The 22,479-nt window shown below is 71.7% G+C and carries 18 protein-coding genes; 12 read left to right on the top strand and 6 right to left on the bottom strand.

Annotation, left to right across the window (positions count from 1 at the left end; translation table 11 throughout):
* Position 1 precedes the first annotated feature (1 nt).
* Entirely contained in the window at positions 2–1,495 is a 1,494-nt protein-coding gene (locus BJ965_RS34695) for a tripartite tricarboxylate transporter permease (RefSeq protein WP_184914503.1), read from the top strand.
* Positions 1,496–1,500: 5 nt separating this feature from the next.
* On the opposite strand, the gene BJ965_RS40540 is transcribed toward BJ965_RS34695, so the two are convergent.
* Positions 1,501–2,313, bottom strand: coding sequence for an FTR1 family protein (locus tag BJ965_RS40540; RefSeq protein ID WP_376777961.1), 813 nt, complete (start codon positions 2,311–2,313; stop codon positions 1,501–1,503).
* Positions 2,314–2,530: 217 nt separating this feature from the next.
* Complete coding sequence (locus BJ965_RS34685; protein ID WP_184917849.1) at positions 2,531–3,682, bottom strand: CaiB/BaiF CoA transferase family protein; 1,152 nt, start codon at positions 3,680–3,682, stop codon at positions 2,531–2,533.
* 146 nt (positions 3,683–3,828) lie between these two features.
* On the opposite strand from BJ965_RS34685, the gene BJ965_RS34680 reads away from it, so the two are divergent.
* From BJ965_RS34680 to BJ965_RS34670, 3 genes are all read left to right on the top strand, one after another.
* Positions 3,829–4,938 carry a GDSL-type esterase/lipase family protein gene (locus BJ965_RS34680; protein ID WP_184914501.1) on the top strand — a complete coding sequence of 370 codons (1,110 nt, stop codon included), beginning with the start codon at positions 3,829–3,831 and terminating at the stop codon, positions 4,936–4,938.
* A gap of 128 nt (positions 4,939–5,066) precedes the next feature.
* The gene (locus tag BJ965_RS34675; protein WP_184914496.1) at positions 5,067–6,707 is read left to right on the top strand and encodes a cellulase family glycosylhydrolase; all 1,641 of its coding nucleotides are present in this window, start codon (positions 5,067–5,069) and stop codon (positions 6,705–6,707) included.
* A gap of 232 nt (positions 6,708–6,939) precedes the next feature.
* Positions 6,940–8,055: an acyltransferase family protein gene (locus tag BJ965_RS34670; RefSeq protein WP_184914493.1), complete on the top strand. Its 1,116-nt coding sequence runs from the start codon at positions 6,940–6,942 to the stop codon at positions 8,053–8,055.
* Between the two features lie 10 nt (positions 8,056–8,065).
* Here the strand turns inward: BJ965_RS34670 and BJ965_RS34665 are convergent, their stop codons facing one another.
* Positions 8,066–10,198, bottom strand: coding sequence for a glycoside hydrolase family 36 protein (locus BJ965_RS34665; protein ID WP_376777960.1), 2,133 nt, complete (start codon positions 10,196–10,198; stop codon positions 8,066–8,068).
* A gap of 106 nt (positions 10,199–10,304) precedes the next feature.
* Between BJ965_RS34665 and BJ965_RS34660 the strand changes: the two genes are divergently transcribed.
* The 5 genes from BJ965_RS34660 to BJ965_RS34640 all read left to right on the top strand — a co-directional run bounded on the left by BJ965_RS34660 (position 10,305) and on the right by BJ965_RS34640 (position 17,055).
* Positions 10,305–11,342 (top strand): LacI family DNA-binding transcriptional regulator, encoded by a 1,038-nt coding sequence (locus BJ965_RS34660; protein ID WP_184914490.1) that lies wholly within the window; start codon positions 10,305–10,307, stop codon positions 11,340–11,342.
* Positions 11,343–11,413: 71 nt separating this feature from the next.
* Entirely contained in the window at positions 11,414–12,739 is a 1,326-nt protein-coding gene (locus BJ965_RS34655; RefSeq protein WP_184914485.1) for an ABC transporter substrate-binding protein, read from the top strand.
* A gap of 2 nt (positions 12,740–12,741) precedes the next feature.
* Complete coding sequence (locus tag BJ965_RS34650) at positions 12,742–13,665, top strand: carbohydrate ABC transporter permease (protein ID WP_184914482.1); 924 nt, start codon at positions 12,742–12,744, stop codon at positions 13,663–13,665.
* Positions 13,662–14,486, top strand: a complete 825-nt coding sequence (locus tag BJ965_RS34645) for a carbohydrate ABC transporter permease (protein ID WP_184914479.1) — start codon at positions 13,662–13,664, stop codon at positions 14,484–14,486. The genes BJ965_RS34650 and BJ965_RS34645 overlap by 4 nt, the downstream gene beginning before the upstream one ends.
* A gap of 88 nt (positions 14,487–14,574) precedes the next feature.
* Positions 14,575–17,055 carry a CBM35 domain-containing protein gene (locus BJ965_RS34640; RefSeq protein WP_184914476.1) on the top strand — a complete coding sequence of 827 codons (2,481 nt, stop codon included), beginning with the start codon at positions 14,575–14,577 and terminating at the stop codon, positions 17,053–17,055.
* A gap of 437 nt (positions 17,056–17,492) precedes the next feature.
* Here the strand turns inward: BJ965_RS34640 and BJ965_RS34635 are convergent, their stop codons facing one another.
* On the bottom strand, positions 17,493–18,464 hold the full coding sequence (locus tag BJ965_RS34635; protein ID WP_184914473.1) for a M56 family metallopeptidase: 972 nt from the start codon (positions 18,462–18,464) through the stop codon (positions 17,493–17,495).
* A gap of 6 nt (positions 18,465–18,470) precedes the next feature.
* Positions 18,471–18,857 carry a BlaI/MecI/CopY family transcriptional regulator gene (locus BJ965_RS34630; protein WP_184914465.1) on the bottom strand — a complete coding sequence of 129 codons (387 nt, stop codon included), beginning with the start codon at positions 18,855–18,857 and terminating at the stop codon, positions 18,471–18,473.
* 144 nt (positions 18,858–19,001) lie between these two features.
* Between BJ965_RS34630 and BJ965_RS34625 the strand changes: the two genes are divergently transcribed.
* The 3 genes from BJ965_RS34625 to BJ965_RS34615 all read left to right on the top strand — a co-directional run bounded on the left by BJ965_RS34625 (position 19,002) and on the right by BJ965_RS34615 (position 20,561).
* Entirely contained in the window at positions 19,002–19,577 is a 576-nt protein-coding gene (locus BJ965_RS34625) for a TerD family protein (RefSeq protein WP_142165507.1), read from the top strand.
* A 79-nt stretch (positions 19,578–19,656) separates the two neighbouring features.
* The gene (locus BJ965_RS34620; protein WP_184914462.1) at positions 19,657–20,322 is read left to right on the top strand and encodes a hypothetical protein; all 666 of its coding nucleotides are present in this window, start codon (positions 19,657–19,659) and stop codon (positions 20,320–20,322) included.
* Entirely contained in the window at positions 20,310–20,561 is a 252-nt protein-coding gene (locus BJ965_RS34615) for a twin-arginine translocase TatA/TatE family subunit (protein WP_184914459.1), read from the top strand. Before BJ965_RS34620 ends, BJ965_RS34615 begins: the two co-directional genes overlap by 13 nt.
* Positions 20,562–20,573: 12 nt before the next feature.
* Here the strand turns inward: BJ965_RS34615 and htpG are convergent, their stop codons facing one another.
* Entirely contained in the window at positions 20,574–22,472 is a 1,899-nt protein-coding gene (gene htpG / locus BJ965_RS34610; protein WP_184914456.1) for a molecular chaperone HtpG, read from the bottom strand.
* Positions 22,473–22,479 lie beyond the last annotated feature (7 nt).

Genomic DNA, 22,479 nt, shown 5'->3' with positions numbered 1-22,479 from the left:
CATGAACGCCCTCAACTCCCTTCTGGACGGCTTCGGTACGGCCCTCACACCGATCAACCTGTTGTGGGCCGTCATCGGTGCGCTGCTCGGCACGGCGATCGGCGTGCTGCCCGGCATCGGCCCGGCCATGGCCGTCGCGCTGCTGCTTCCGGTGACGTACGGGCTCGACCCGACCGGCGCGTTTATCATGTTCGCCGGCATCTACTACGGCGCGATGTTCGGCGGCTCGACCACCTCCATCCTGCTCAACACGCCCGGTGAGAGCGCGGCGGTGGTGGCGGCCATGGAGGGCAACCCCATGGCCAAGTCCGGGCGCGGCGCCCAGGCCCTCGCGGCGGCCGCCGTCGGGCACTTCGCGGGCGGTCTGATCGGCACGTTGCTGCTGGTGGCGCTCGCGCCGACGGTCGCGAAACTGGCCGTGGACATCGGCGCGCCGGACTACTTCGCCATCATGGTGCTGGCGTTCATCGCGGTGACCTCGGTGCTGGGCTCGTCCCGCATCCGGGGCCTCGCCTCCCTGCTGATCGGCCTCACCCTGGGCCTGGTGGGCCTGGACCAGATGACCGGCCAGCAGCGCCTGACGTTCGGTTCGCTCCAACTCGCCGACGGCATCGACGTGGTGATCGTCGCGGTCGGGCTCTTCGCGATCGGCGAGGCCCTGTGGGTGGCGGCCCATCTGCGGCGCAGGCCGCCGGAGCCGATCCCGGTGGGGCGTCCGTGGCTGGGGCGCGGCGATGTGAACCGGACCTGGAAGTCGTGGCTGCGCGGCCCGTTCATCGGCTTCCCGTTCGGCGCGATCCCGGCCGGCGGCGCGGAGATCCCCACCTTCCTGTCGTACGTGACGGAGAAGCGCCTGTCCAAGCACAAGGACGAGTGGGGCAAGGGCGCCATCGAGGGAGTTGCGGGCCCGGAGTCGGCGGCGTCCGCCTCGGCGGCGGGCACGCTGGTGTCGATGCTGACCCTGGGCCTGCCGACCACGGCGGTCGCGGCCGTGATGCTGGCCGCCTTCCAGCAGTACGGCATCCAGCCCGGGCCGCTCCTCTTCGAGCGTGAACCGGACCTGGTGTGGGGCCTGATCGCCTCCCTGTTCGTCGGCATGGTGCTGCTGCTCGCGCTGAACCTTCCGCTGGCGCCGGTGTGGGCGAAGCTGCTGCGCATCCCGCGGCCGTACCTCTACGCCGGGATCATGTTCTTCGCGGCGGTCGGCGCGTACGCGGTCGGCGGTGAGGTGATCGACCTGGTGATCCTGCTGATCATCGGCCTGATCGGCTTCGGCATGCGCCGCTACGGGCTGCCCGTCCTGCCCGCCGTGATCGGTGTGATCCTCGGCCCGAACGCGGAGCAGCAGTTGCGGCGTGCCCTGCAGATCAGCGACGGCAGTGTGACGGGTCTGGTCAACACGCCGTTCGCGGTGACCGTGTACGCCGTGATCGTGCTGCTGCTGGTGTGGCCGCTGCTGATGAAGGCGGTGACGCGGAGCCGCGCGGCGGCCTGACCCGGTCATCGCGGCACCCGTTCCCGGGTGCCCTCCGGGAAGCGGATCTCCACCTCGCCGGACACGGCGACCCGTACGCGCGTTCCTGAACCTCGCGCGTGCGGGTCGCCGTTCACGTCCGGGTCGGCGCTCAGTACGACGAGGGTCACCAGGAGGTGGGTGCCGCCCGGGTGGGCGGGCAGGGTGAGGTACGGGGTCGCCGAGTGGTGGCCGCAGGCGTTGGTGCCGGCCGCGTGGGCCACGGCCGCCCCGGCGCCCCGCCATCCGTGCAGTCCGACGACCGTGCTGGTCAGCCCGTCCGCGCGCCGGGCCGTCGCCCGGACCGGGCCGGTCCGGCCCACCAGGGGCTGCGCGGCCCGCGTGCTGTCCGGCCGGGGCGGGGTGGTGTCCGACTGGGGAGGGGTGGTGTCCAGCGGGGGCGGGGTGGTGTCCGGCGGGGGCGGGGTGGGGGCCATCGTCTCCCCCGCCCCTGGGACGTCCCGGGCTCCGCGCACGAACAGCGTCATCACCACGGCGAGATACCCGGCGTACCCGGCCGCTTGGAGCCAGGTCCTCGTCGGCGTCAGCTTGAGGTCGCCCTGGAGCAGGGTGCTGTACCAGGAGCCGGCGTCGACGCTGCCGCTCAGGTCGAAGGCGTACACCGTCCCGCCGGGCAGGGCTGTGTCCTCCTGGAGGTCTCGCAGCCCGTAACCGAGCACGCCCGCGGCGATGACGATCAGCACGGCCCTGGTGACGGTGAAGAACCGGGTGAGGTTGATGCGCAGCCCCCGGCGGTAGAGCCCCCAAGCACAGAAGCGCCGCCAGGACGAGCCCGGCACCCGCCCCGGTCATGGGTCCGGCCGACTCCCTTGCCGCACGGGCGGTGGTCCACAGGAACGGGGCGGTTTCCCCCCACGGCCGGGGCCGGTTCCCCCGGCCTGGTCGACTGCCGCCCGGCCCCGCGTCAGCACTCGCCGTGCGCGCGGACGCGCACGGCCAGGGCACGAGCGGGCGCGCTTCAGGCTGCCGTCCCAACCGCCCGCAGCAGGCCCGGAGTCAGTCGGCGGAGTCGCCGAAGACCTCCGCGGTGTGCTCGCCGAGCGCCGGCGGCGGCAGCAGGTGGTGCGCCGGTGACGCGCTCAGCGTGATGGGGCACGCCACCTGCCGGGACTCCGTTCCGCCGTCCGTCCCGGGCACCGTGACGATGCCGGGCAGTCCGAGCCGCTCGGCGAAGTCGAACGCCTCGTCGAGCGAGTTCACGGGGCCGGCGGGGACCCCGGCCGCCGACAGCACGCCCGTCCAGTGGTCGGCACCCGCCGTGCCCAGTCGTTCGGCCAGCGCCCGACGCAACTCGGCGCGGTGGGCCACCCGTTCGGGGTTCGTGCGGAACCGGGGGTCGTCGGCGAGGCCCGGGTGGCCGAGTGCCCCGGCCAGTGCTGCGAACTGTCCGTCATTGCCCACCGCGAGGGCCAGCGGACGGTCGGCGGTGGGGAAGGTCTCGTACGGGGCGATGCTCGGGTGCGCGTTGCCCATCCGCCCGGGCACGACGCCCGCGACGGCGTACGCCGAGGCTTGGTTGACCATCGCCGACAGCAGCGAACTCAGCAGATTCACCTCCACGCGCTGCCCCTCTCCCGTGGCGTCCCGGTGCCGCAGGGCCGCCATGATCCCGAGCGTCGCGTGCAGTCCGGTGATCACGTCGACCAGGGCCACACCGGCCTTCGTCGGTTCGCCCTCGGGCTCCCCGGTGACGCTCATCAGTCCGCCGACCGCCTGGACGAGGAGGTCGTAGCCGGGGATCGCGGCGCCCGCGCCCGCCCCGAAGCCGCTGATCGAGCAGTAGACCAGGCCGGGGTGGCGGGCCTTCAGGTCGTCGTAGCCGAGGCCGAGCCGCTCCATGGTGCCGGGCCGGAAGTTCTCCACCAGGACGTCCGACTCGGCGACGAGGGCCAGCGCGTGTTCCCGGCCGGACTCGTCCGACAGGTCCAGGGCGACCGAGCGCTTGTTGCGGTTGACGCCGAGGAAGTAGGTGGAGGTGCCGTGTTCGTCGGCCGGCGGACGCCAGTGCCGGGTCTCGTCACCCGTTCCCGGGCGTTCGACCTTCACGACGTCGGCGCCGAGATCGGCGAGGAGCATGGTCGCGTACGGCCCGGCCAGGACCCGCGAGAAGTCCGCGATCCGCAGCCCGGTCAGGGCACCACGCTCCAGGTCCACATCTGCCTCCGGGTGATCGTCGTTGATCGTGCTCGGTCGCCGGACCTCACCCTCTCATCACCACACCTCTTGACGCGTCAATGACAACGATGGCTTGATGAGGTGGGAGCGCTCCCACCTCACTCAGGGAAGGGACCACCATGCACAGAACCCCCCACTCGTCCCCGCACTTACGGGTCATGTCCGTTCTCGGCCTCCTGGCCGCCCTGCTCCTCCCCCTCGGCATGACGCTCGCGCCCCGCGCGACGGCCGCCCCCGCCGCCGGCCCCGTCCGGGTCATGCCGCTCGGCGACTCGATCACCGGCTCGCCGGGCTGCTGGCGGGCGGTGCTGTGGAACCGGCTGGTCAGCAGCGGATACGAGGACATCGACTTCGTCGGCACCCTCCCCCCGCAGGGCTGCGGGCAGGCACACGACGGGGACAACGAGGGTCACGGCGGCGAGCTGGTCACCAACGTGGCGGACCAGAACCTGCTGCCCGGCAGGCTGGCCTCCACCCGTCCGGACATCGTTGTCATGCACTTCGGCACGAACGACGTCTGGAGCAGCATCTCCCCCGACCGAATCCTCGCCGCCTACACCAAGCTCGTGGCGCAGATGAGGGCCTCCAATCCGGACATGCGGATCCTCGTGGCGCAGCTGATCCCGATGAACCCGAGCAGTTGCGCGGCCTGCGCGCAGCGGGTCGTCGACTTCAACGCGCGGATCCCCGGCTGGGCCAGGTCCACCGGCACCGACCGCTCCCCCGTCACCGTGGTCGACCAGTGGACCGGTTTCAGCACGGCCACCGACACCTACGACGGCGTGCACCCCAATGCCTCGGGCGACGACAAGATCGCCGCCCGCTGGTTCCCGCCCCTGGCGGCGGCCCTCGACGCCGGCGTCCCGCAGGACCCGGGCGGTCCGGGTGACCCGGGCGGAGACCCTGCCGCCTGCACCGCCCGCTTCCGGGCCGTCTCGTCCTGGCAGGGCGGCTACCAGGGCGAGGTGACGGTGACGAACACGTCGGCCTCGTCGGTCCCGGGCTGGACGGCGACCGTCGTACCGGCGAACGGGGCACGCCTCACCCAGCTCTGGAACGGCGCCCTCACCACGGCCGCCGACGGCACGGCCACCGTCACGAACGCGGCGTGGAACGGCACGCTCGCCGCAGGCGCGAGTGCCACGTTCGGCTTCGTCGCCTCCTCCCCGGCAACGTCCGGCACGCCGGCGGCGACCGTCACCTGCGTGGGCAAGGCACCGGCCGGATGACGACCGGGTCGGGACGGCGACGTCCCGGCACCGGCCCGTCCGCACCGGGCCCCGACGTCAGGACCCCGTCCAGCACGACAGCGCGACCGGCAACGTGCCCCACCCGACCCCCACTTCTGGAGCCCGTCATGAGACTCCGCCCCACACCCACCGCCGCACGCCCGGCCACCGTGGCCGCCGCCCTGCTCGCCCTCTTCCTGTCCTTCCTCGTCGCCACCCCGCCTGCCGAGGCCGCGCCCACCGGCTTCCGGGTGCAGAACGGCCGGCTGCTGGAGGCCAACGGGAACGACTTCGTGATGCGCGGCGTCAACCACGCCCACACCTGGTATCCGGACCGCATCAGCTCCTTCGCCCACATCAAGGCCAAGGGCGCCAACACCGTCCGCGTGGTCCTCGCCAACGGTGACCGCTGGACCCGCAACGACACCGCCGACGTGGCGAACGTCGTCTCCCAGTGCAAGCAGAGTCGCCTCATCTGCGTCCTCGAAGTCCACGACACCACGGGGTACGGCGAGCAGAGCGGAGCGACCACCCTCTCCCGCGCGGCCGACTACTGGATCAGCGTGAAGAGCGCCCTGGCCGGCCAGGAGGACTACGTCATCGTCAACATCGGCAACGAGCCGTACGGCAACACCAACTACACGGCGTGGACGGCCGACACCAAGGCGGCCGTCCAAAAGCTCCGAGGCGCCGGGTTCGACCACACGCTCATGGTCGACGCCCCCAACTGGGGTCAGGACTGGGCGTTCACGATGCGGGACAACGCCGCGTCGGTCTTCGCCGCCGACCCCGACGCCAACACCGTCTTCTCGATCCACATGTACGGCGTCTTCGACACCGCAGCCGAGATCACCGACTACCTGAACCGGTTCGTCACCGCCAAGCTGCCCATCGTGGTCGGAGAGTTCGGCCACGACCACTCGGACGGCAACCCCGACGAGGACACCATCCTGGCCGTGTCCCAGCAGCTCCGCCTCGGCTACCTCGGCTGGTCGTGGAGCGGCAACGGCGGCGGGGTCGAGTACCTCGACATGGTCACGAACTTCGACCCCAACCAGCTCACCAGCTGGGGGCAGCGCCTCTTCAACGGCGCCAACGGCATCGCCGCCACCGCCGAGGAGGCCGCGGTCTACTCCGGCAGCGGGGGCGGTGACACGACTCCCCCGACCGCTCCCGGCACCCCGACCGCCTCCGGGGTGACCTCGTCGTCCGCCACCCTGACCTGGGCCGCCGCCTCCGACGCGACCGGCGTCACCGGGTACGACATCGTGCGAGTCACCGGCGGCACCGAGTCGGCGGTCACCAGCAGCACGCGGACCACCGCCACCCTCACCGGCCTGTCCCCCGCCACCTCCCACACCTTCGCCGTCTACGCCCGTGATGCCGCCGGCAACCGCTCGCCCCGCTCGGGCACGGTGACGGTCACGACCTCCTCCGGCGGCTCGTCGTCGGCCTGCGGCGTCGGCTACCGGGTGACGGGCAGCTGGTCCGGCGGCTTCCAGGGCGAGATCGTCCTGCGCAACACCGGCACCTCGGCGATCAACGGCTGGACCCTGCGCTGGAGCTTCCCGGACAGCCAGCGCATCACCAACCTGTGGGGCGGTACGGCGACGCAGAGCGGCTCGGAGGTGAGCGTCGCGGCGGCGTCGTACACCGCGACGATCCCGGCGTCGGGCTCGGTCACCCTCGGCTTCACGGCCTCCCGGTCGACCGCGAACCCCAGCCCGACGGCCTTCACCCTGAACGGCGCGGACTGCTCCGTCAGCTGACCGGCCCCCGAGCGGTGGTGCCGCCGCGCTCCGGCCAGGCGGCACCGCCCTTGTGCTCCGGCCGGTCGGGACCATCGTCGATGTGATCCGCGCTACAGCCACGCGGAAAGTGGTTTGGGCCGCCCCGCAGTGGTCAGGCGGCGGGGATGTCGCACCGGCACCCCACCGCCGTATCCCCGGCAAGACGCGTATACGCCCGTCCGGGTTCCCCGCACTCCGCGCGGGAGGCGTGATGAGCGAGGACACCCTGCGCATGCGCGCGGTCGCGACCGGCGAGGCGGAACGCAAGGCGCCGCCCGTGAAGGAACCGGCCGCGCGGCGGGACGCGTTCTTCGACAACGCCAAGTACCTGGCGATCGTGCTGGTGGCGATCGGGCACTCCTGGGAGCCCCTGCGGGACGGCAGCAGGGCGGCCGGCGCGCTCTACATGGTCGTGTACGCCTTCCACATGCCGGCGTTCATCGTGATCTCCGGCTACTTCTCGCGCTCCTTCGACGCGAGCCCCGGCAGGATCAGGCGGCTGGTCACCGGGCTCGCGGTGCCGTACGTCGTCTTCGAGACGGCGTACACCCTGTTCACGCGCTGGACCGACCAGGAGCCGGGCCGGCCGGTGAGCCTGCTGGACCCCCTCTACCTGACCTGGTTCCTGGCCGCCCTGTTCATCTGGCGGCTGACCACGCCGATCTGGCAGCGCGTGCGGTGGCCGCTGCCGACCGCTCTCGTCATCGCGATGCTGGCGACGCTCTCGCCGTCGATCGGCAACGACCTCGATCTGCAGCGCGCGCTGCAGTTCCTGCCGTACTTCGTCCTCGGTCTGCTGCTGCGGCCCGAGCACTTCCACCTGGTGCGGCGCCGCGCGGCACGGATCCTCGCCGTGCCGGTGTTCGCCGGTGCGCTCGCCGTGGCCTACTGGGCGGTGCCGCGGATGAGCGGCGCCTGGTTCTACCACCGGGACAGCGCCGCGGAGCTCGAAGCGCCCTCCTGGTACGGGCCCGTCATGACGCTGGTGACCTTCGGCTGCTCGATGGTCCTGGTCGCGTGCTTCCTCGCCTGGGTACCCGGTCGCCGCACCTGGTTCACCGTGCTGGGCGCGGGCACCCTCTACGGCTACCTGCTGCACGGCTTCGTCGCACAGGGGTCCAAGTTCTGGGGCTGGTACGAGCCGGCGTGGGTGCACCGGCCCCTGGGCGAGATCCTCGTTACGGTCGCCGCCGCGGTGCTCGTGACGGTCCTGTGCACCCCGCCCGTGCGGCGGGTGTTCCGCTGGGTGATGGAGCCCGACATGGCGTGGGCGTTCCGCCGGGACGCGCGCGATCAGGCACGGGAGCGCAACGCCGTACGCACGTGAGCGGACCGTCTCACTGCTGCTGACCGAGCCGGATCAGCAGTACCGCGGGCGTGCGCGGCAGGGACACCGTCAGCCCCTCCCCGTCCCAGACGGCCCCGTCCGCGTCCGGCGCCGCGGGGTGCAGGACGTCCACCCGGAGGGCCCTGCCCGCCAGGTGCCGGACGGGGATGCGGAGTTCCGCCGGTCCGCCCCGCCGCCAGACGGAGAGGTACGTGGTGACGTCGCCGGGTGTCCGCAGGCCCAGGGCCAGCCACTCGTCCGTCCAGCCGGGCAGTCCGAGCGGCCAGAACGGCAGGGCGCCGGCCAGGTCCCCGCGGATGGACTTGTAGATGTCGACGGCGTCCCTGACGAGCGCTCGCTGGTGGTCCGGCATGCGGTCCAGGTGGCCGGAGAGGTGGATGCGTCCGAGGAGTGCCCCACCGAGGGTCCAGGTGATCAGGCCGTCGTCGTACTCGGGCTGCGGATACGCCCAGACGGCGCCCTGCTCGGGCGGGACGACGGTCGGCGCGGCGGCGGCGATGGGCGGATAGCGCAGCGGGTCCTGCTGGTCGCTGGTGGACTGGAGCTGGGCGACCGCGAGGGTGGCGCCGTCCATGCGCATGCCGCCCGAGGCGCAGTTCTCTACGACGAGGCCGGGGTGGCGGTCCAGGACTCCGGAGAGCCAGTCCAGGTAGGCCTCGGCGTGACCGAGCAGGCCCGCTCCCGGTGCGAGGTCGCCCGGGGCCTGGGTGCCGGGATCGACGACGATGTTGTAGTCGAGCTTGAGGTAGCCCACGCCCCAGTCGCCGGCGATGCGGTCGACCGTCTTGTCGAGGTGGGCGCGCGCAGCCGGGTGCCGCAGGTCGAGCTGGTGGCGGCCCTGCTCGGTGAGGCGTACGCCGTCACGCTGGAAGAACGCCTCGGGCGGCAGCTCGGCCGCGACGGGGCTGCGCACCCCGACGACCTCCGGCTCGAGCCACAGCCCGGGGACCATCCCGCGCTCCCGGATCCGGTCCAGAACGGCCTCGAGACCGCCGTCGGGAAAGCGGCGCGGCGAGGGCTGCCACGCGCCGACGCTGTCCCACCAGCCCCGGGTGTCGTCGTCGTACCAGCCGGAGTCGATGCAGAAGTACTCGGCGCCGGCGTCGGCGGCGGCGTCGATCAGCGGCAGCAGCTTGGCCGTGGTGGGGTCGCCCATGAGGGTGTTCATGTAGTCGTTGAAGACCACGGGGAGGGCGGTGTGGTCCGGGTGGGGGCGGCGGACCGCCCGGCGGTAGGAGGTGAGGGCGCCGAAGGCGGTGTCGAGGTCCGGGCCGAGGGCCAGGGCGGCGGGGACGGTGGTGAACTCCTCGCCGGGTGCGAGGCGGATCCGCCACTGGTGCTCCGCGTCCGTGGGGCCGTTCAGTGCCAGGTAGGTGCCGTGGGCGCGTTCGCCGAGGTCCCAGCGCCAGCCGGCCGGGGACTCGACCTGCCACGCCCAGGCCCGGCCGCCGTCCCGCTCGGTCAGCGCGCCCATGGCGAGATGGCCGTCGGTGGGCCAGCTGCCGCGCCCGGTGAGGGCGAGGGCGGCCCGGCTGTCGTGCTCGTGGACGTCGGTGTTGATGTCGGCGACGGACGCGCGCAGCGGCTCGGCGTACCAACGGCACTCGGCGAGCCAGTCGTTGCGGGCCCGGTGCACGTCGAGGGCGTCCGGGGCGGGCAGGCCGCCGAGCAGCAGGCTGCTGACGGACTGGACGACCAGGGGCGCACGGCCGTCGTTGCGCAGCCGGACGCGGGAGCGCAGCACGGGCAGGCCGGCGGGTGAACTGAGCTCGGCGAACGCCGTCAGCCCGGTGTCCGGGTCGTGGAGTTCGACGGTCAGCCGTTCCCAGCCGTTGCGGCTGCTCGTGTGATGGGCTCGGTGGGCGAGCCGGCTGCCGAAGGCCGTGCCGGTGAAGCGGGGGCCGGACCAGCCGCTGCCGTGGCCGAAGGCGGTGAGCTCCACCAGCGGCAGCGCGGACTGGGCCGCGGCCCCGTGCTCGTCGCCGGGGTGTGCCAGCCGGACCAGTCGCGGCGCGCCGTCGGGGGCGAGGGAGAACCGGGCGTCGAGCGCCTCGTGCCCCCAAGTGAACTCGTGTTGCCCCTGGTTGGAGGCCATGTGCGCCGCATCCGCCGTGCCGGTCAAGGTGCTCCCCCTCCTGACCGCGCCCCGTTGTCCGGGGGCGCAGGCTCGCGTGAATCCCTCGTTACGGTCTCTTGACGACCCAAGTGTGACCGGTCACAATCCTGGCATGAATGTGACCGGTCACACAAGGCGCCCGGCGAGCATCAGGGACGTCGCCACGGCCGCCGGGGTCTCGTACCAGACGGTCTCGCGGGTGATCAACGGCCATCCCAGCGTCCGGCCGTCCACCCGGGAGCGCGTCCTGGCCGCCATCGAGGAACTGGGGTTCCGGCGCAACGCCACCGCCCTCGCCCTGGCCAGCGGCCGCACCCGCACGGTGACCGTACTGACCGCGAACACCACGCACTACGGCTACGCCTCGATCCTGCAAGGCATCGAGGAATCCGCCCGCGCCGCGTCCTACGCGGTGGGGATCGGCGTCCTGGAGTCCGCCGAGGACGCGGCCGTCGCCGCCGAGGTGCAGCGGGCGGCGGACACGGGCGGCGGGATCGTCGTGATCGCCTACGATCCGGCCGGTGTGCGGGCGCTGGGAGCCGTACCCGCCGGTCTGCCGGTCGTGGGCGTGGTCGAGACCCCGGCGAGCCCGCCCGGCGGCGAGAGCCCCTGGGTGTGGACCGACGACCGCGAGGCCGCCTACCAGGCGACCCGCCATCTGCTGTCCCTGGGCCACGAGACCGTGCACTACGTCGCCATCCCGTCCAGCACCCGCCGCACCAGCGCCCGCACGAGCGGCTGGCGGCGGGCGCTGAAGGAGGCCGGCGCACCGGAACCCCGCCCGGTGCAGAGCGGTTGGGGACCGGCGCGCGGTCACGCGGCGGCATGGGAACTGGCGCGTGACCCGTCCGTCACCGCGGTCCTGTGCGGCAACGACGACCTCGCGCTCGGCGTCCTCCGCGCCCTGCACGAGGCGGGCCGCCCGGTGCCGGGCGAGGTCAGCGTGGCCGGGTTCGACGACGCCCCGCACTCCGCCTTCCTCACCCCGTCCCTGACGACCGTGCGCCTGGACTTCACCGGCCTCGGCCGGGCGGCCTTCGCCCTGCTGCACGGCGCGCTGGAGGAGTCCGCGCCGGTCGCCCCGCGCCCCGTGTCCGTGCCGGAACTGGTGGTGCGGGAGAGCTCGGGGCCACCGCCCGGCGATCGCTGAACAGCACCAGAGAGCACCGCAGTTGTGAGTCCCGCTTCCTGAACCGAACCGCCTGCTCGGAAAGGCACGAGATGAACAGAAGAGTTCTCCCCGCCCTGGCGCTGATATGCGCCGCCGGCCTGGCCGCCACCGCGTGCAGTGATCCGACGGCCCAGGACTCCGGTTCGGACGACGCCAAGCGGACGGTGGTCGATCCGACCGCACGGCTGGACGGCGTGAAACTGACCATGTGGACCGCGCAGAACACGGTCGACGCGCCCAAGCAGGTCATCGACGCCTTCGAGAAGGCCACCGGCGCCACGGTGGAGACCCAGGCGATCCCGGACCTCTACGAGCAGAACGTGCCGACCAAGCTGGCCTCCGGCGACCGCCCCGACCTGATGTTCTGGCAGCCGTCCATCTCCACGCTGCCGTTCGTCCAGCCGCGGCAGAACCTGCTCGCCCTCGACGGCGAGCCCTGGGTCTCCGAGCTCGGTGACACCGAGAAGTCCCTCGGCGTCATCGACGGCAAGCGCTACGCGGCGATCGTCACCAGCCCCGCCATGCTCGGCGTCTATTACAACAAGGACGTCTTCAAGCGGGCCGGGCTGAGCGAGAAGGACTTCCCGAGGTCGTACGACGAACTGCTGGCGCTCGGCCGCAAGGTCGCCGACCAGACCGACGCGGCCGCCTTCTACGAGGCCGGCGGCGACAAGTGGCCTCTGCAGTGGCAGATGCAGCTCCAGCTCACCGACCTGGACCGGCAGTGGTGGGCGGATCTGAACGCGAACAAGAGGAAGTGGACCGACCCGGTCGTGGTCGGCGCGATCAAGAAGTACAAGGAGAAGCTGCTCGACGCCGGGCTCGCCCAGAAGAACTACCGGACGGGGACGTTCACCGGGCAGGCCGACGCGCTGTGGAAGGGCGAGGCCGGCATGGTCCTCAACGTCACCTCTTTCCAGAGCCAGTTGCAGGCCAAGTACTCCACCGCCGAGATCGACCAGAAGATCGGCTGGTTCCCGGTGGCCAACTCCTCGGCGACCGGCCTGTACTCCCCCGACCAGACCAACGGGGTCGTCGCCTTCAGGACCGGTGACGACAAGCGGCAGAACGCGGCCCGGCAGTTCCTCGCCTTCTGGCTCGGTCCGGACTACCCGGACTACATCAAGGCGATGAAGATCCCGTCCGTGCAGCCGTCCGTGCCCACCCCCGGCGGACTTCCCGAGACGTCCAAGGCACAGGTCGCGGCCCTGCCGAAGGCCGTCGGCGTGTTCCAGGCCAAGGCAATCGTCGCCCCGGACACCCACCTCTACCTGGCTGACATGATCTTCGGCAAGAAGAGCCCACAGCAGGTCGCCCAGGCCATCCAGGACCAGTTCGCGCAGGTGGCCAAGGCCCAGGGCACGCCCGGGTTCTGACGATGGCGGACACGGTCGTACGTACACGCAGGCAGCCTGCCGCACCGGGCGCGCCCAAGGGCGTGGGGCGGCTTCCGCGCGCTGCCGTGCACCACCCCTGGTGGTTCGCGCTCCCCGCGATCGCGGTCTTCGCGGGCTTCTTCCTGGTGCCCAACCTGCTCAACTTCTACTACCCGTTCACCGACTGGTCCTCGTACCACGCGGACATCGCCTTCACGGGCCTGGACAACTTCAGGACGATCACCGAGGACGGCTCACTGCCGCGCGCGATCCGTACGACGCTGGTGTACGCGCTGCTGGCGGCGGTGTTCCAGAACGGTTTCGGGCTGGTGCTGGCGCTGCTGCTGGAGGACGACAGCCGCTTCAACCGGTTCTTCCGTGTGGTCTTCTTCCTGCCGGTGCTGATCTCGGCACTCGCGACCGGCTATGTCTTCCGGGCGCTCCTCGACCAGAAGGGTGCCGTCAACTCCGTGCTGGGCACGGACGTTCCGTGGCTGGGCTCGACGACCTGGACGCTGGTGATCGTCACCCTCATCCACGGCTGGAAGTGGATGGGCCTGTCCATGCTGATCTATCTGGCGGGGCTGAAGGGCATCCCCGGGGACATGCTCGAGGCCGCCCGGATCGACGGTGCCGGGCCGTGGCGGACGTTCTGGTCGGTGCGCTGGCCGATGCTCGCACCGGCCGTGACCTTCAACGTCACCACGGCGCTGATCGGTTCGATGAACACCTTCGACATCGTGCAGGCCACGACCGGCGGCGGGCCGGCCGCCTCCACGGAGGTCTTCAACATCTACATGTTCCGGATCTTCGGGCAGGGCCTGTACGCCCAGGCCTCCGCGATGAGCCTCGTGCTCTTCCTGGTCGTGGTCGCCGTGGCGATCCCGCTGGTCGTGGGGCTCCGGCGAAGGGAGCAGCTGCTGTGACCCCGGTCTGGCGTTACGGGCGTCCCGCCCTGGTCCTGCTGCTGGCCGGGTCAGCCGTCGGCGTGCCGCTGTGGCTGGTCGCCGTCACCTCGGCCAAGCCGCAGGCGGAGGCCATCAGGCCGAACCTGGATCCGCCCGGGCACTGGCAGCCCGCCGCCAACTACGCGGACGCCGTCAGCGAGGGCGAGATGCTGGGCGGCTTCCTCAACTCGTTGCTGGTCGTGGTGCCTTCGGTGGTCCTGGTGCTGATCCTGGGCGCGGGCGCCGCCTGGGTGTTCGCGCGCCGGAAGTCGAGGCTGGTGTCGGCGGCGTACGCGCTGTGCATCAGCGGGCTGCTGCTGCCGCCGGCCGTCATCACCATCGTGATGGAGCTGCGCCAGCTGGGGCTTGCGGGCACCCGGCCCGGCATGATCGCCGTCTACACCGGCATGTACCTGTCGACGTCGATCTTCTTCATGACCGGCTTCATCCGCGCCATCCCGCTGGAGTTGGAGGAGGCGGCCCGGATGGACGGGGCGGCCCCGTCCCGGATCTTCTGGCGGATCGTCCTGCCCCTGCTCCGGCCGGTCATCGCCACCGCCACGATCATGGTGATGCTCTACGCCTGGAGCGACGTCTTCTACGCGTTCTTCGTCCTCGGCGGCGGAGACCGGGCGCCCCTGCCGCTCAACCTCTACCAGGTCGCCAGCGCCCAGCTCTACCTCGAGAACTGGCATCTCGTCTTCGCGTACGTCGTGGTGATGAGCCTGCCCATGGTCGCCGTGTTCCTCGTCGGCCAGCGAAAGATCGTGTCCGGAATCACCAGTGGAGCCGTCAAATGACCGGAGGTCCAGCAGCGTGATCACCCCCACCCGCACGAGATCCCGCACCAGAACCGCCTTGTTCACAGCACTACTTGGAGCAGCCGCCATGGCAGCCACCCTCCCCGCGGCAGGTCCCGCGGCAGCCGCAGCCGACCCGCAACGCCTCACCGTCGACCTGGGCGCGTCCGAGGGCCGGGTGATGCTCGGCGCCAACGGCTCCCTCTACGGGCTCAGTGACGACGGGGTGCCCAGTGACGCCGTGATGGAGCCCCTGAAGATCACCAGCATCTCGCAGAAGCCGGAGGGCGGCGCCCAGCACCCCAACGGGGACGCGCTCACCGTCTCCAAGTCGTTCTTCCGCGCCGGTGGCGGCGAGATCAACGTGATGATGCAGGACATCTACGCGAAGTGGCCGTACGAGGACCTCGGCATCGACGACTACCTGCCCAAGGTCGACAAGATCGTCAAGGAGATATCGGCCGCCCCGAACAGCGACCGCTTCGTCTACATCCCGTTCAACGAGCCCGACCAGATCTGGTACAAGCTCGACGTCCAGGATCAGGCGCAGTACGAGAAGAACCGCGACCGATTCTTCCGGGACTGGAAGACGGTGTACCAGCGCATCCGCGCGATCGATCCGGACGCGCGGATCGCCGGTCCCAACGAGGCCGCGTACCACTCGCGTCTGCTGAAGGACTTCCTCGCGTTCACCCAGCGGGAGAACGTGCTGCCCCAGGTGATGACCTGGCACGAACTCGGCTCGGGCTCCCTGCGCGACTTCCAGGCGCACTACGACGACTACCGCGGGCTGGAGCGCGAGGCGGGCGTCGCCCCGCTGAAGATCAATATCGACGAGTACGCCAACCGCCGCGACCTGTCCGTGCCCGGCCAGCTGGTGCAGTGGGTGTCGATGTTCGAGCGCAACAAGGTGTACGCCAACATGGCGTACTGGGACGCCGCCGGGAATCTCAGCGGCCATGTGGTGCGCTCGAACATCCCCAACGGCGGCTGGTGGCTGTTCCGCTGGTACGCGGGCCTGACCGGGAACACCGTGAAGGTGACGCCGCCGCGGCCGAACACCGTCGACACCCTGCAGGGACTCGCCTCCCTGGACGCCTCCCGCCGCCAGGCGCAGGTACTGCTCGGGGGCGCGGACGGCGATTCGGACGTGGTCGTGCAGCGCGTCCCCCGGTCCGTGTTCGGCCGTACGGTCACGGCGACCGTCGCCGAGGCCGCCTGGTCGGGGTACGAGGGGAAGCACGCGGCGCCGCGGGTCCTGGCGCGCACCAAGGTGAAGGTCTCGGACGACGGTTCGGTGACCGTACCGCTGCGCGGCCTGCACAAGATGTCGGCGTACCGGATCGTCCTCACCCCGGGCGGCTCGGGCACCCCGTCCGCCGCCACCGTCCCCTGGTCGGCGTCGTACGAGGCCGAGGACGCGGCCATCACCGACGGCAAGGTCTACACCCAGGGCACCGTGAGCAACGCCAACGGCTACGCGGCCTCCGGCACCAAGGACGTCGGCTCCCTCAACCAACCCGGCAGCAAGGTCGCCTTCACGGTGAACGTGCCGGAGGACGGCACCTACGACCTGGGGATCCTGTACGGCAACCAGTCCGGCGGGCCCGCGACGCAGAAGCTGATCGTCGACGGCGCCGACCCGGTGACGGTCACCTACCCCTCCACGGAGAACTGGACCTACCGCGCCAAGAAGGACGTCGGCGTCCGGCTGACGGCGGGCACGCACCGGTTGGTGCTGTCCAAGGGCGACGCCGAGGTGACGCTCGACCGGATCGACCTGACGGTCCGCACCGGCGCGGCCGGCGCCTCGTACGAGGCCACCCTGGCGGACATCAGCGGCACACCGTCGTACGACTACTCGTCCTCGGCGGGCGTGGGCACGGGCGCCTTGGTCCTGCGCTCGGGTGACAAGGCCGTCTTCGACGTCTACGCCCCGCGCGACGGCTACTACACGGTGATCCCGCGGGCTTCGGCCGCGGTGAAGCTCGCGCTGCACGGTGAGAGCGTCACGGCGGCGCCCGGCCGCCCGCTGCGGCTGTACCTGGTCGCGGGCAACAACCGGGTCGCGATGACGTCGGGCCACTCCGCCGTCCGCTCCCTCGACGTCTCGGGTGACGGCTCGGGTGACGGCTCGGCCTCGGGCACCCTCTCCTACGAGGGCGCCTCGGCCACGCTCACGGGCGGCGCGAAGCTCGTCGACTCCCCGCACGCCTCCGCGGGTTCGTACATCGGGTGGCTGGGCAACAGCCCCTCCAGCACCGCCGAGTTCACGGTCGACGCCCCCAGGTCCGGCCGCTTCATGCTGGTCGTCCACTACGCCCACAACGACCGCCGGGACAACGGCCACGCCTACAACACGGACATCATGTCCCGTACGGCGGACATCGGGGTCGGGAGCGCCGCGCCGCGGAAGGTCACCTTCAAGAACACCTGGAGCTGGGACGACTACTGGACCGTCGGGATCCCGGTCGATCTGGCGAAGGGCGCGAACAAGGTGACGTTCGGCAACGCCGCCGCCTGGGCGCCGAACATCGACCGGATCGAACTGGGCCGCGTCGTGGGCTGAGCCCTCGCAGGTCGGCTGCTTCTGGTGCCGCGGTCCGCCGTGGAGGCGGGCTGCGGCACGGTCGCGTCGACTTCCTGCTGCCTACCGGGTGCGGCGCCGTCATGGCTTGTCGCGCAGTTCCCCGCGCCCCCGAGGGCGCGCCCGCCGCTCGGGCACGCCGGTCAGCGAGGAGGGCTGCGGCCACGCCCCGGCGGCTTCCGGGATGGAACTTCCCGCTGTCTGCCGAGTGCGGCGCCATCGTGGCTTGTCGCGCAGTTCCCCGCGCCCCCGAGGGCGCGCCAGCCGCTCGGGCACGCCGGTCAGCGAGGAGGGCTGCGGCCACGCCCCGGCGGCTTCCGGGATGGAACTTCCCGCTGTCTGCCGAGTGCGGCGCCATCGTGGCTTGTCGCGCAGTTCCCCGCGCCCCCGAGGGCGCGCCAGCCGCTCGGACACGTCGGTCAGAGCGGTGTCGCCGCGTGCAGGATGAGGAACATCGTCACGGCCGCGTTCGCGGACGACATCGCCGAGACGGCTGTACCCGCCGCCGCGCACCACGCGGCCAGCCCGACCGCCGTGAACACCGGCGGCCAGTCGTGCACGGCGGGGGCCGGGCCCAGCAGGGCCGCCACCCGGCGGGGCACCGGGCCGGGAGCGGCGAGTCCCGCGAGCGTGGGCAGCGGGGTGCCCCGCGAGACGAGCGCGGCCGTGCCGATCGCCCTCGCCACGGTGCGGCGGCTGCCGATCGCCCGGGCCGCCTCCTCGTCCGCCCACCGCTCCGCCGTGTAGGCCACGGCGGAGCGCAGCGGCCGCAGGAACGGGTTGGCGCGGGCGGCCAGCTGCACGGCGAGCAGGAAGCGGTCGTGGCGTGCGGCCAGGTGCGCCCGCTCGTGGGCGAACAGCGCCCGCCGTTCGCCCGGCCGGAGCCGGTCCAGCAGGGCCGTGGTCACCACGACCCGGCCGCGCCCGGCGCCGGCCCGCGACACCCCACCCCCGGCCCGGCGTCCGCCGGGCGGCAGCGCGTACGCGTAGGGCACGGCGTCGGGCAGCACCGCCACCTCCGTCCCCCGCAGCCCCGCCAGGGCCAGATGCGCCTGGCGGCGCACCCGCCCGTGCCGCCTCAGCGTCCGGGCGCAGGCCACCACCACCGCGCACAGCGCGGGAATCGCGGCCTTGCCCACGACCTCGTCGTAGGGCACCGCCGCCCGCACCTCGGGGTCGGACCAGCCGTCGGGCAAGGGGTTGCCGGGCAGTTGGGCGGTGCCGACCACCATCACCAGCGCCAGGCACACGGTGCTGCACAGCGCCAGCACCACGGCCAGCACCGTCAGCAGCCGGGTCGCGGTCCGCGGATGCAGATGCTGTTCGGCGAGGCGTGCGACCGGCCAGGCCGTGAGCGGAAGGATCAGAGGCAGAAAGACGAAGACCCCCATGAGGCGTCAGTCTTCCCCTTCGCCCCGGGCCTGATCCAGCAGATCGCGCAGCAGCCGCTCCTCGTCGGGGCCGAGGCCGGTGACGAAGCTGGCCAGTACGGCCCCGCGGTCGCTCTCGGCGTCCAGCACCTTGCGCATCTTCCGGGCGGCCAGGCCCGCCTGGTCCGAGTCCGGTGTCCAGGCGAAGGACCGGCCGACCCGCTCCCGGGTGACCGCGCCCTTGCCCAGGAGCCGGGTCAGGATCGTGATCACCGTCGTGTACGCGAGGTCGCCGCCGAGGCGTTCCTGCACCCAGCCGGCCGTGGCGGGGCCGTCCGCCTCCCGCAGCGCCGACAGCACCAGCGCCTCCAGCTCACCCTGTCCCCGCCGGGGACGCTGCCCGGGATCCGTCACCGCCCTGCCTCGCTTTCGCCGCCCTGCGTTGCCCTTGCGGACATCGTATAGATCCGCCGGCCCCATCCCGCCTACTTCTACATTGCTGTAGATTCGGAGTGGCATCCGCACCGCACGCGTCAAGCGCTCAAGAAGGAGTATCCCGTGGGAGTTTCCCTGTCCAAGGGCGGCAACGTCTCGCTCAGCAAGGAGGCGCCCGGCCTCACCGCCGTCCTGGTCGGCCTGGGCTGGGACGTGCGCACGACCACCGGCACCGACTACGACCTCGACGCTTCCGCCCTGCTCCTCGACGCCTCCGGCAAGGTTCCGTCGGACCAGCACTTCGTCTTCTACAACCAGCTCAAGAGCCCGGACGGTTCGGTCGAGCACACCGGCGACAACCTCACCGGTGAGGGCGAGGGCGACGACGAGTCCGTCAAGGTGAACCTCGCCGCCGTGCCCGCCGAGATCGAGAAGATCGTGTTCCCGGTGTCCATCCACGACGCCGAGAACCGCGGCCAGAGCTTCGGGCAGGTCCGCAACGCCTTCATCCGGGTCGTCAACCAGGCGGGCGGCCAGGAGATCGCCCGCTACGACTTGTCCGAGGACGCCTCCACCGAGACGGCGATGGTCTTCGGCGAGCTCTACCGGCACGGCACCGAGTGGAAGTTCCGCGCCGTCGGCCAGGGCTACGCCTCGGGCCTGGCCGGCATCGCCTCCGATTTCGGCGTCAACGTCTGACCCGGACCGACCGCGCCGCCGGGCCCGACCGCGTGTGGCCGGGCCCGGCGGCCGCCCCAGCAACCGACCGGGAGACCATGTGGCCGACCCGTCCCGCCTCCGCCCGGACGACCGCGCGGACTTCGAAGCCGTACTGCACCACGCGCTGGGCACCGCGGACATCCGTGGCGCCCTGGGCGCCGACCCGACCGGCCGGGCGGCGGCGCACCTGCGCGCCCACGCACTCGCCCACGCCGACGACATCGCGGCGGCGGCCGAGCGGCCGTACCGCTCCTACCTGGCCGTGCGCAGGGCCGCCCGGCAGGAGACGCGGAGCCTGCTCGGCGCGGGCAGTCTGCTGCCGGCCCTCGCGGTGCTCACGCCGCTCGTGGCGGGCACGTCCGCCGTGGCGCTGCTCCTGACCGGCGCTCTGCTCCACGTCGCCGGCGCCGTCGGCCCGCTGCCCGGGTCGCTCGTCGCGGCCGGCTGGACCCTGGCGCTCGCGGCGGCCGTGACCGGCCTCGTCACCCTGGCCGACGTGCTGCACACGGCCCTGCGCCGGCGCGGTGTGCCCCCGGCCGCCGACCAGGTGGAGCACGCCCGGCTGGTCTGGCGGCAGGAACTGCTCGACCGCGGCATCCTGCCGCACCTGCGCCGTCATCTGGGACCGCATCCCGGGACGGCGATCACACCGTGCTCCCCGCCCGATACGCTCACGCCGTGCCCGGCCCGGGCGAGAGAGGACAGGACACCATGTTCGGACTGAGCGAGCTCGCGATCATTCTCATCGTCGTCATAGCCGTCATCGGGATGAAGAAGCTCCCCGAGCTGACCCGCTCGGCCGGCAAGGCGGCCCGCATCCTCAAGGCCGAGGCCCGCGCGGCGAAGGACGAGGAGGCCGGGACGGCCCCCGCGCCGCGGGTGGTCCAGGGCGAGGTCGTCCCGCCGGGCACCGGCACCACCCCGCCCGGTGCCCGGCCGGCGGGCGCCCCGGACCACCCCTGATCCTCACCCTGACTACAGCGTCCGCTCCAGGCGGTCCGCCACGAGCCTGACGAAGCGCGCCGGGTCCTTGGGCTGGCCGCCCTCGGCGAGCACCGCCAGGGCGTGCAGCAGCTCGGCGGACTCGGCGAGCTCCGAACGGTCCTCGCTCGCCCGGTACGCCTCGTGCAGGCCCTTCACCAGCGGGTGGCCGGGGTTGAGCTCCAGGATCCGCTTGGTGCGCGGCACCTCCTGGCCCATCGCCCGGTACATGTTCTCCAGGGCCGGAGTCAGGTCGTGCGCGTCCGAGACGACGCAGGCCGGGGAGATCGTGAGCCGCGTGGAGAGGCGGACCTCCTTGATGTCCTCGTCGAGCCGCTCCTGCATCCAGCCGAGCAGCCCGGCGTACTCCTCGGCCTGCTTCTCCCGCTCCTCGCCGGCCTTCTCCTCGCCCTCGGCGTCGAGGTCGATCTCGCCCTTGGCGACGGACCGGAGCTTCTTGCCCTGGAACTCGCCGACGGCGTCGACCCAGACCTCGTCGACGGCGTCGGTGAGCAGCAGCACCTCGATGCCCTTGTCCCGGAACGCCTCCATGTGCGGGGAGTTCTCGATGCTCTGCCGGGACTCGCCGGTGATGAACCAGATGTCCTCCTGGCCGTCCTTCATCCGCTCCACGTACTGCGCGAGCGTGGTCGGCTCGTCGGCGGAGTGCGTGGTCGCGAACGAGGAGACGGCGAGGATGGCGTCGCGGTTCTCGGAGTCGGTGACCAGGCCCTCCTTCAGGGCCGTGCCGAACTCGCGCCAGAACGTGGCGTAGCGGTCGGCGTCCTTGGTCTTGATCTCCTTGACCGTGGAGAGCACCTTCTTGGTCAGCCGGCGCTGCATCATCCGGATGTGCCGGTCCTGCTGGAGGATCTCGCGGGAGACGTTGAGCGAGAGGTCCTGCGCGTCGACGACGCCCTTGACGAAGCGGAGGTAGGGCGGCAGCAACGCCTCGCAGTCGTCCATGATGAAGACGCGCTTCACATAGAGCTGGACGCCTCGCTTGAAGTCCCGCGTGAACAGGTCGTGCGGGGCGTGCGAGGGGACGAAGAGCAGGGCCTGGTACTCGAAGGTGCCCTCGGCCTGGAGCCGGATCGTCTCCAGCGGCTCGCGCCAGTCGTGGCTGATGTGCTTGTACAGCTCGTGGTACTCGTCGTCGGACACCTCGTCGCGCGAGCGCGCCCACAGGGCCTTCATGGAGTTCAGCGTCTCGGGCTCGGGCGCGCTCTCACCGTCCTTCGCCTCCGGGACCATCCGGATCGGCCAGGTGATGAAGTCCGAGTAGCGCTTGACGATCTCCCGGATCGTCCACTCGGAGGTGTAGTCGTGCAGCTGGTTCTCGGGGTCGGCGGGCTTGAGGTGGAGCGTGACGGAGGTGCCCTGCGGCGCGTCGTCGACCCTCTCCAGCGTGTACGTGGCCTCGCCGCGCGACGTCCAGCGGGTCCCCTGGCCCTCCCCGGCGCGCCGGGTCACCAGCGTCACCTCGTCCGCCGCCATGAAGCCGGAGTAGAAGCCAACCCCGAACTGGCCGATGAGCCCCTCGGCCCCGCCCGCGTCCTTGGCCTCCTTCAGCTCCTTCAGGAACGTGGCGGTCCCCGAGTTGGCGATGGTGCCGATGAGCTGCCCGACCTCGTCGTACGACATGCCGATGCCGTTGTCCCGCACGGTGAGGGTGCGGGCCTCCTTGTCGATGTCGAGCTCGATGTGCAGGTCCGACACGTCGGCGTCGAGGGAGTCGTCCCGCAGCTTCTCCAGACGCAGCTTGTCGAGCGCGTCGGAGGCGTTGGAGACGAGCTCCCTCAGGAAGACATCCTTGTTCGAGTAGACCGAGTGGATCATCAGCTGGAGCAGCTGACGCGCCTCTACCTGGAACTCAAACGTTTCGGTCGTCATGGTTCGC

It is taken from the genome of Streptomyces luteogriseus, assembly GCF_014205055.1.
In the GTDB taxonomy this organism is placed as follows: Bacteria; Actinomycetota; Actinomycetes; order Streptomycetales; family Streptomycetaceae; genus Streptomyces; species Streptomyces luteogriseus.
The sequence above is the reverse complement of the archived record's forward strand: the minus strand, read 5'-3'. Positions and strand labels throughout refer to the sequence as shown.

Coding starts and splice junctions, on each gene's coding strand:
- BJ965_RS34695 (WP_184914503.1), top strand. CDS start 2: ATGAACGCCCTCAACTCCCTTCTGGACGGCTTCGGTACGGCCCTCACA.
- BJ965_RS34635 (WP_184914473.1), bottom strand. CDS start 18,464: ATGGGGGTCTTCGTCTTTCTGCCTCTGATCCTTCCGCTCACGGCCTGG.
- htpG (WP_184914456.1), bottom strand. CDS start 22,472: ATGACGACCGAAACGTTTGAGTTCCAGGTAGAGGCGCGTCAGCTGCTC.
- BJ965_RS34615 (WP_184914459.1), top strand. CDS start 20,310: ATGTTCGGACTGAGCGAGCTCGCGATCATTCTCATCGTCGTCATAGCC.
- BJ965_RS34640 (WP_184914476.1), top strand. CDS start 14,575: ATGGCAGCCACCCTCCCCGCGGCAGGTCCCGCGGCAGCCGCAGCCGAC.
- BJ965_RS34660 (WP_184914490.1), top strand. CDS start 10,305: ATGAATGTGACCGGTCACACAAGGCGCCCGGCGAGCATCAGGGACGTC.
- BJ965_RS34650 (WP_184914482.1), top strand. CDS start 12,742: ATGGCGGACACGGTCGTACGTACACGCAGGCAGCCTGCCGCACCGGGC.
- BJ965_RS34675 (WP_184914496.1), top strand. CDS start 5,067: ATGAGACTCCGCCCCACACCCACCGCCGCACGCCCGGCCACCGTGGCC.
- BJ965_RS34655 (WP_184914485.1), top strand. CDS start 11,414: ATGAACAGAAGAGTTCTCCCCGCCCTGGCGCTGATATGCGCCGCCGGC.
- BJ965_RS34670 (WP_184914493.1), top strand. CDS start 6,940: ATGAGCGAGGACACCCTGCGCATGCGCGCGGTCGCGACCGGCGAGGCG.
- BJ965_RS34680 (WP_184914501.1), top strand. CDS start 3,829: ATGCACAGAACCCCCCACTCGTCCCCGCACTTACGGGTCATGTCCGTT.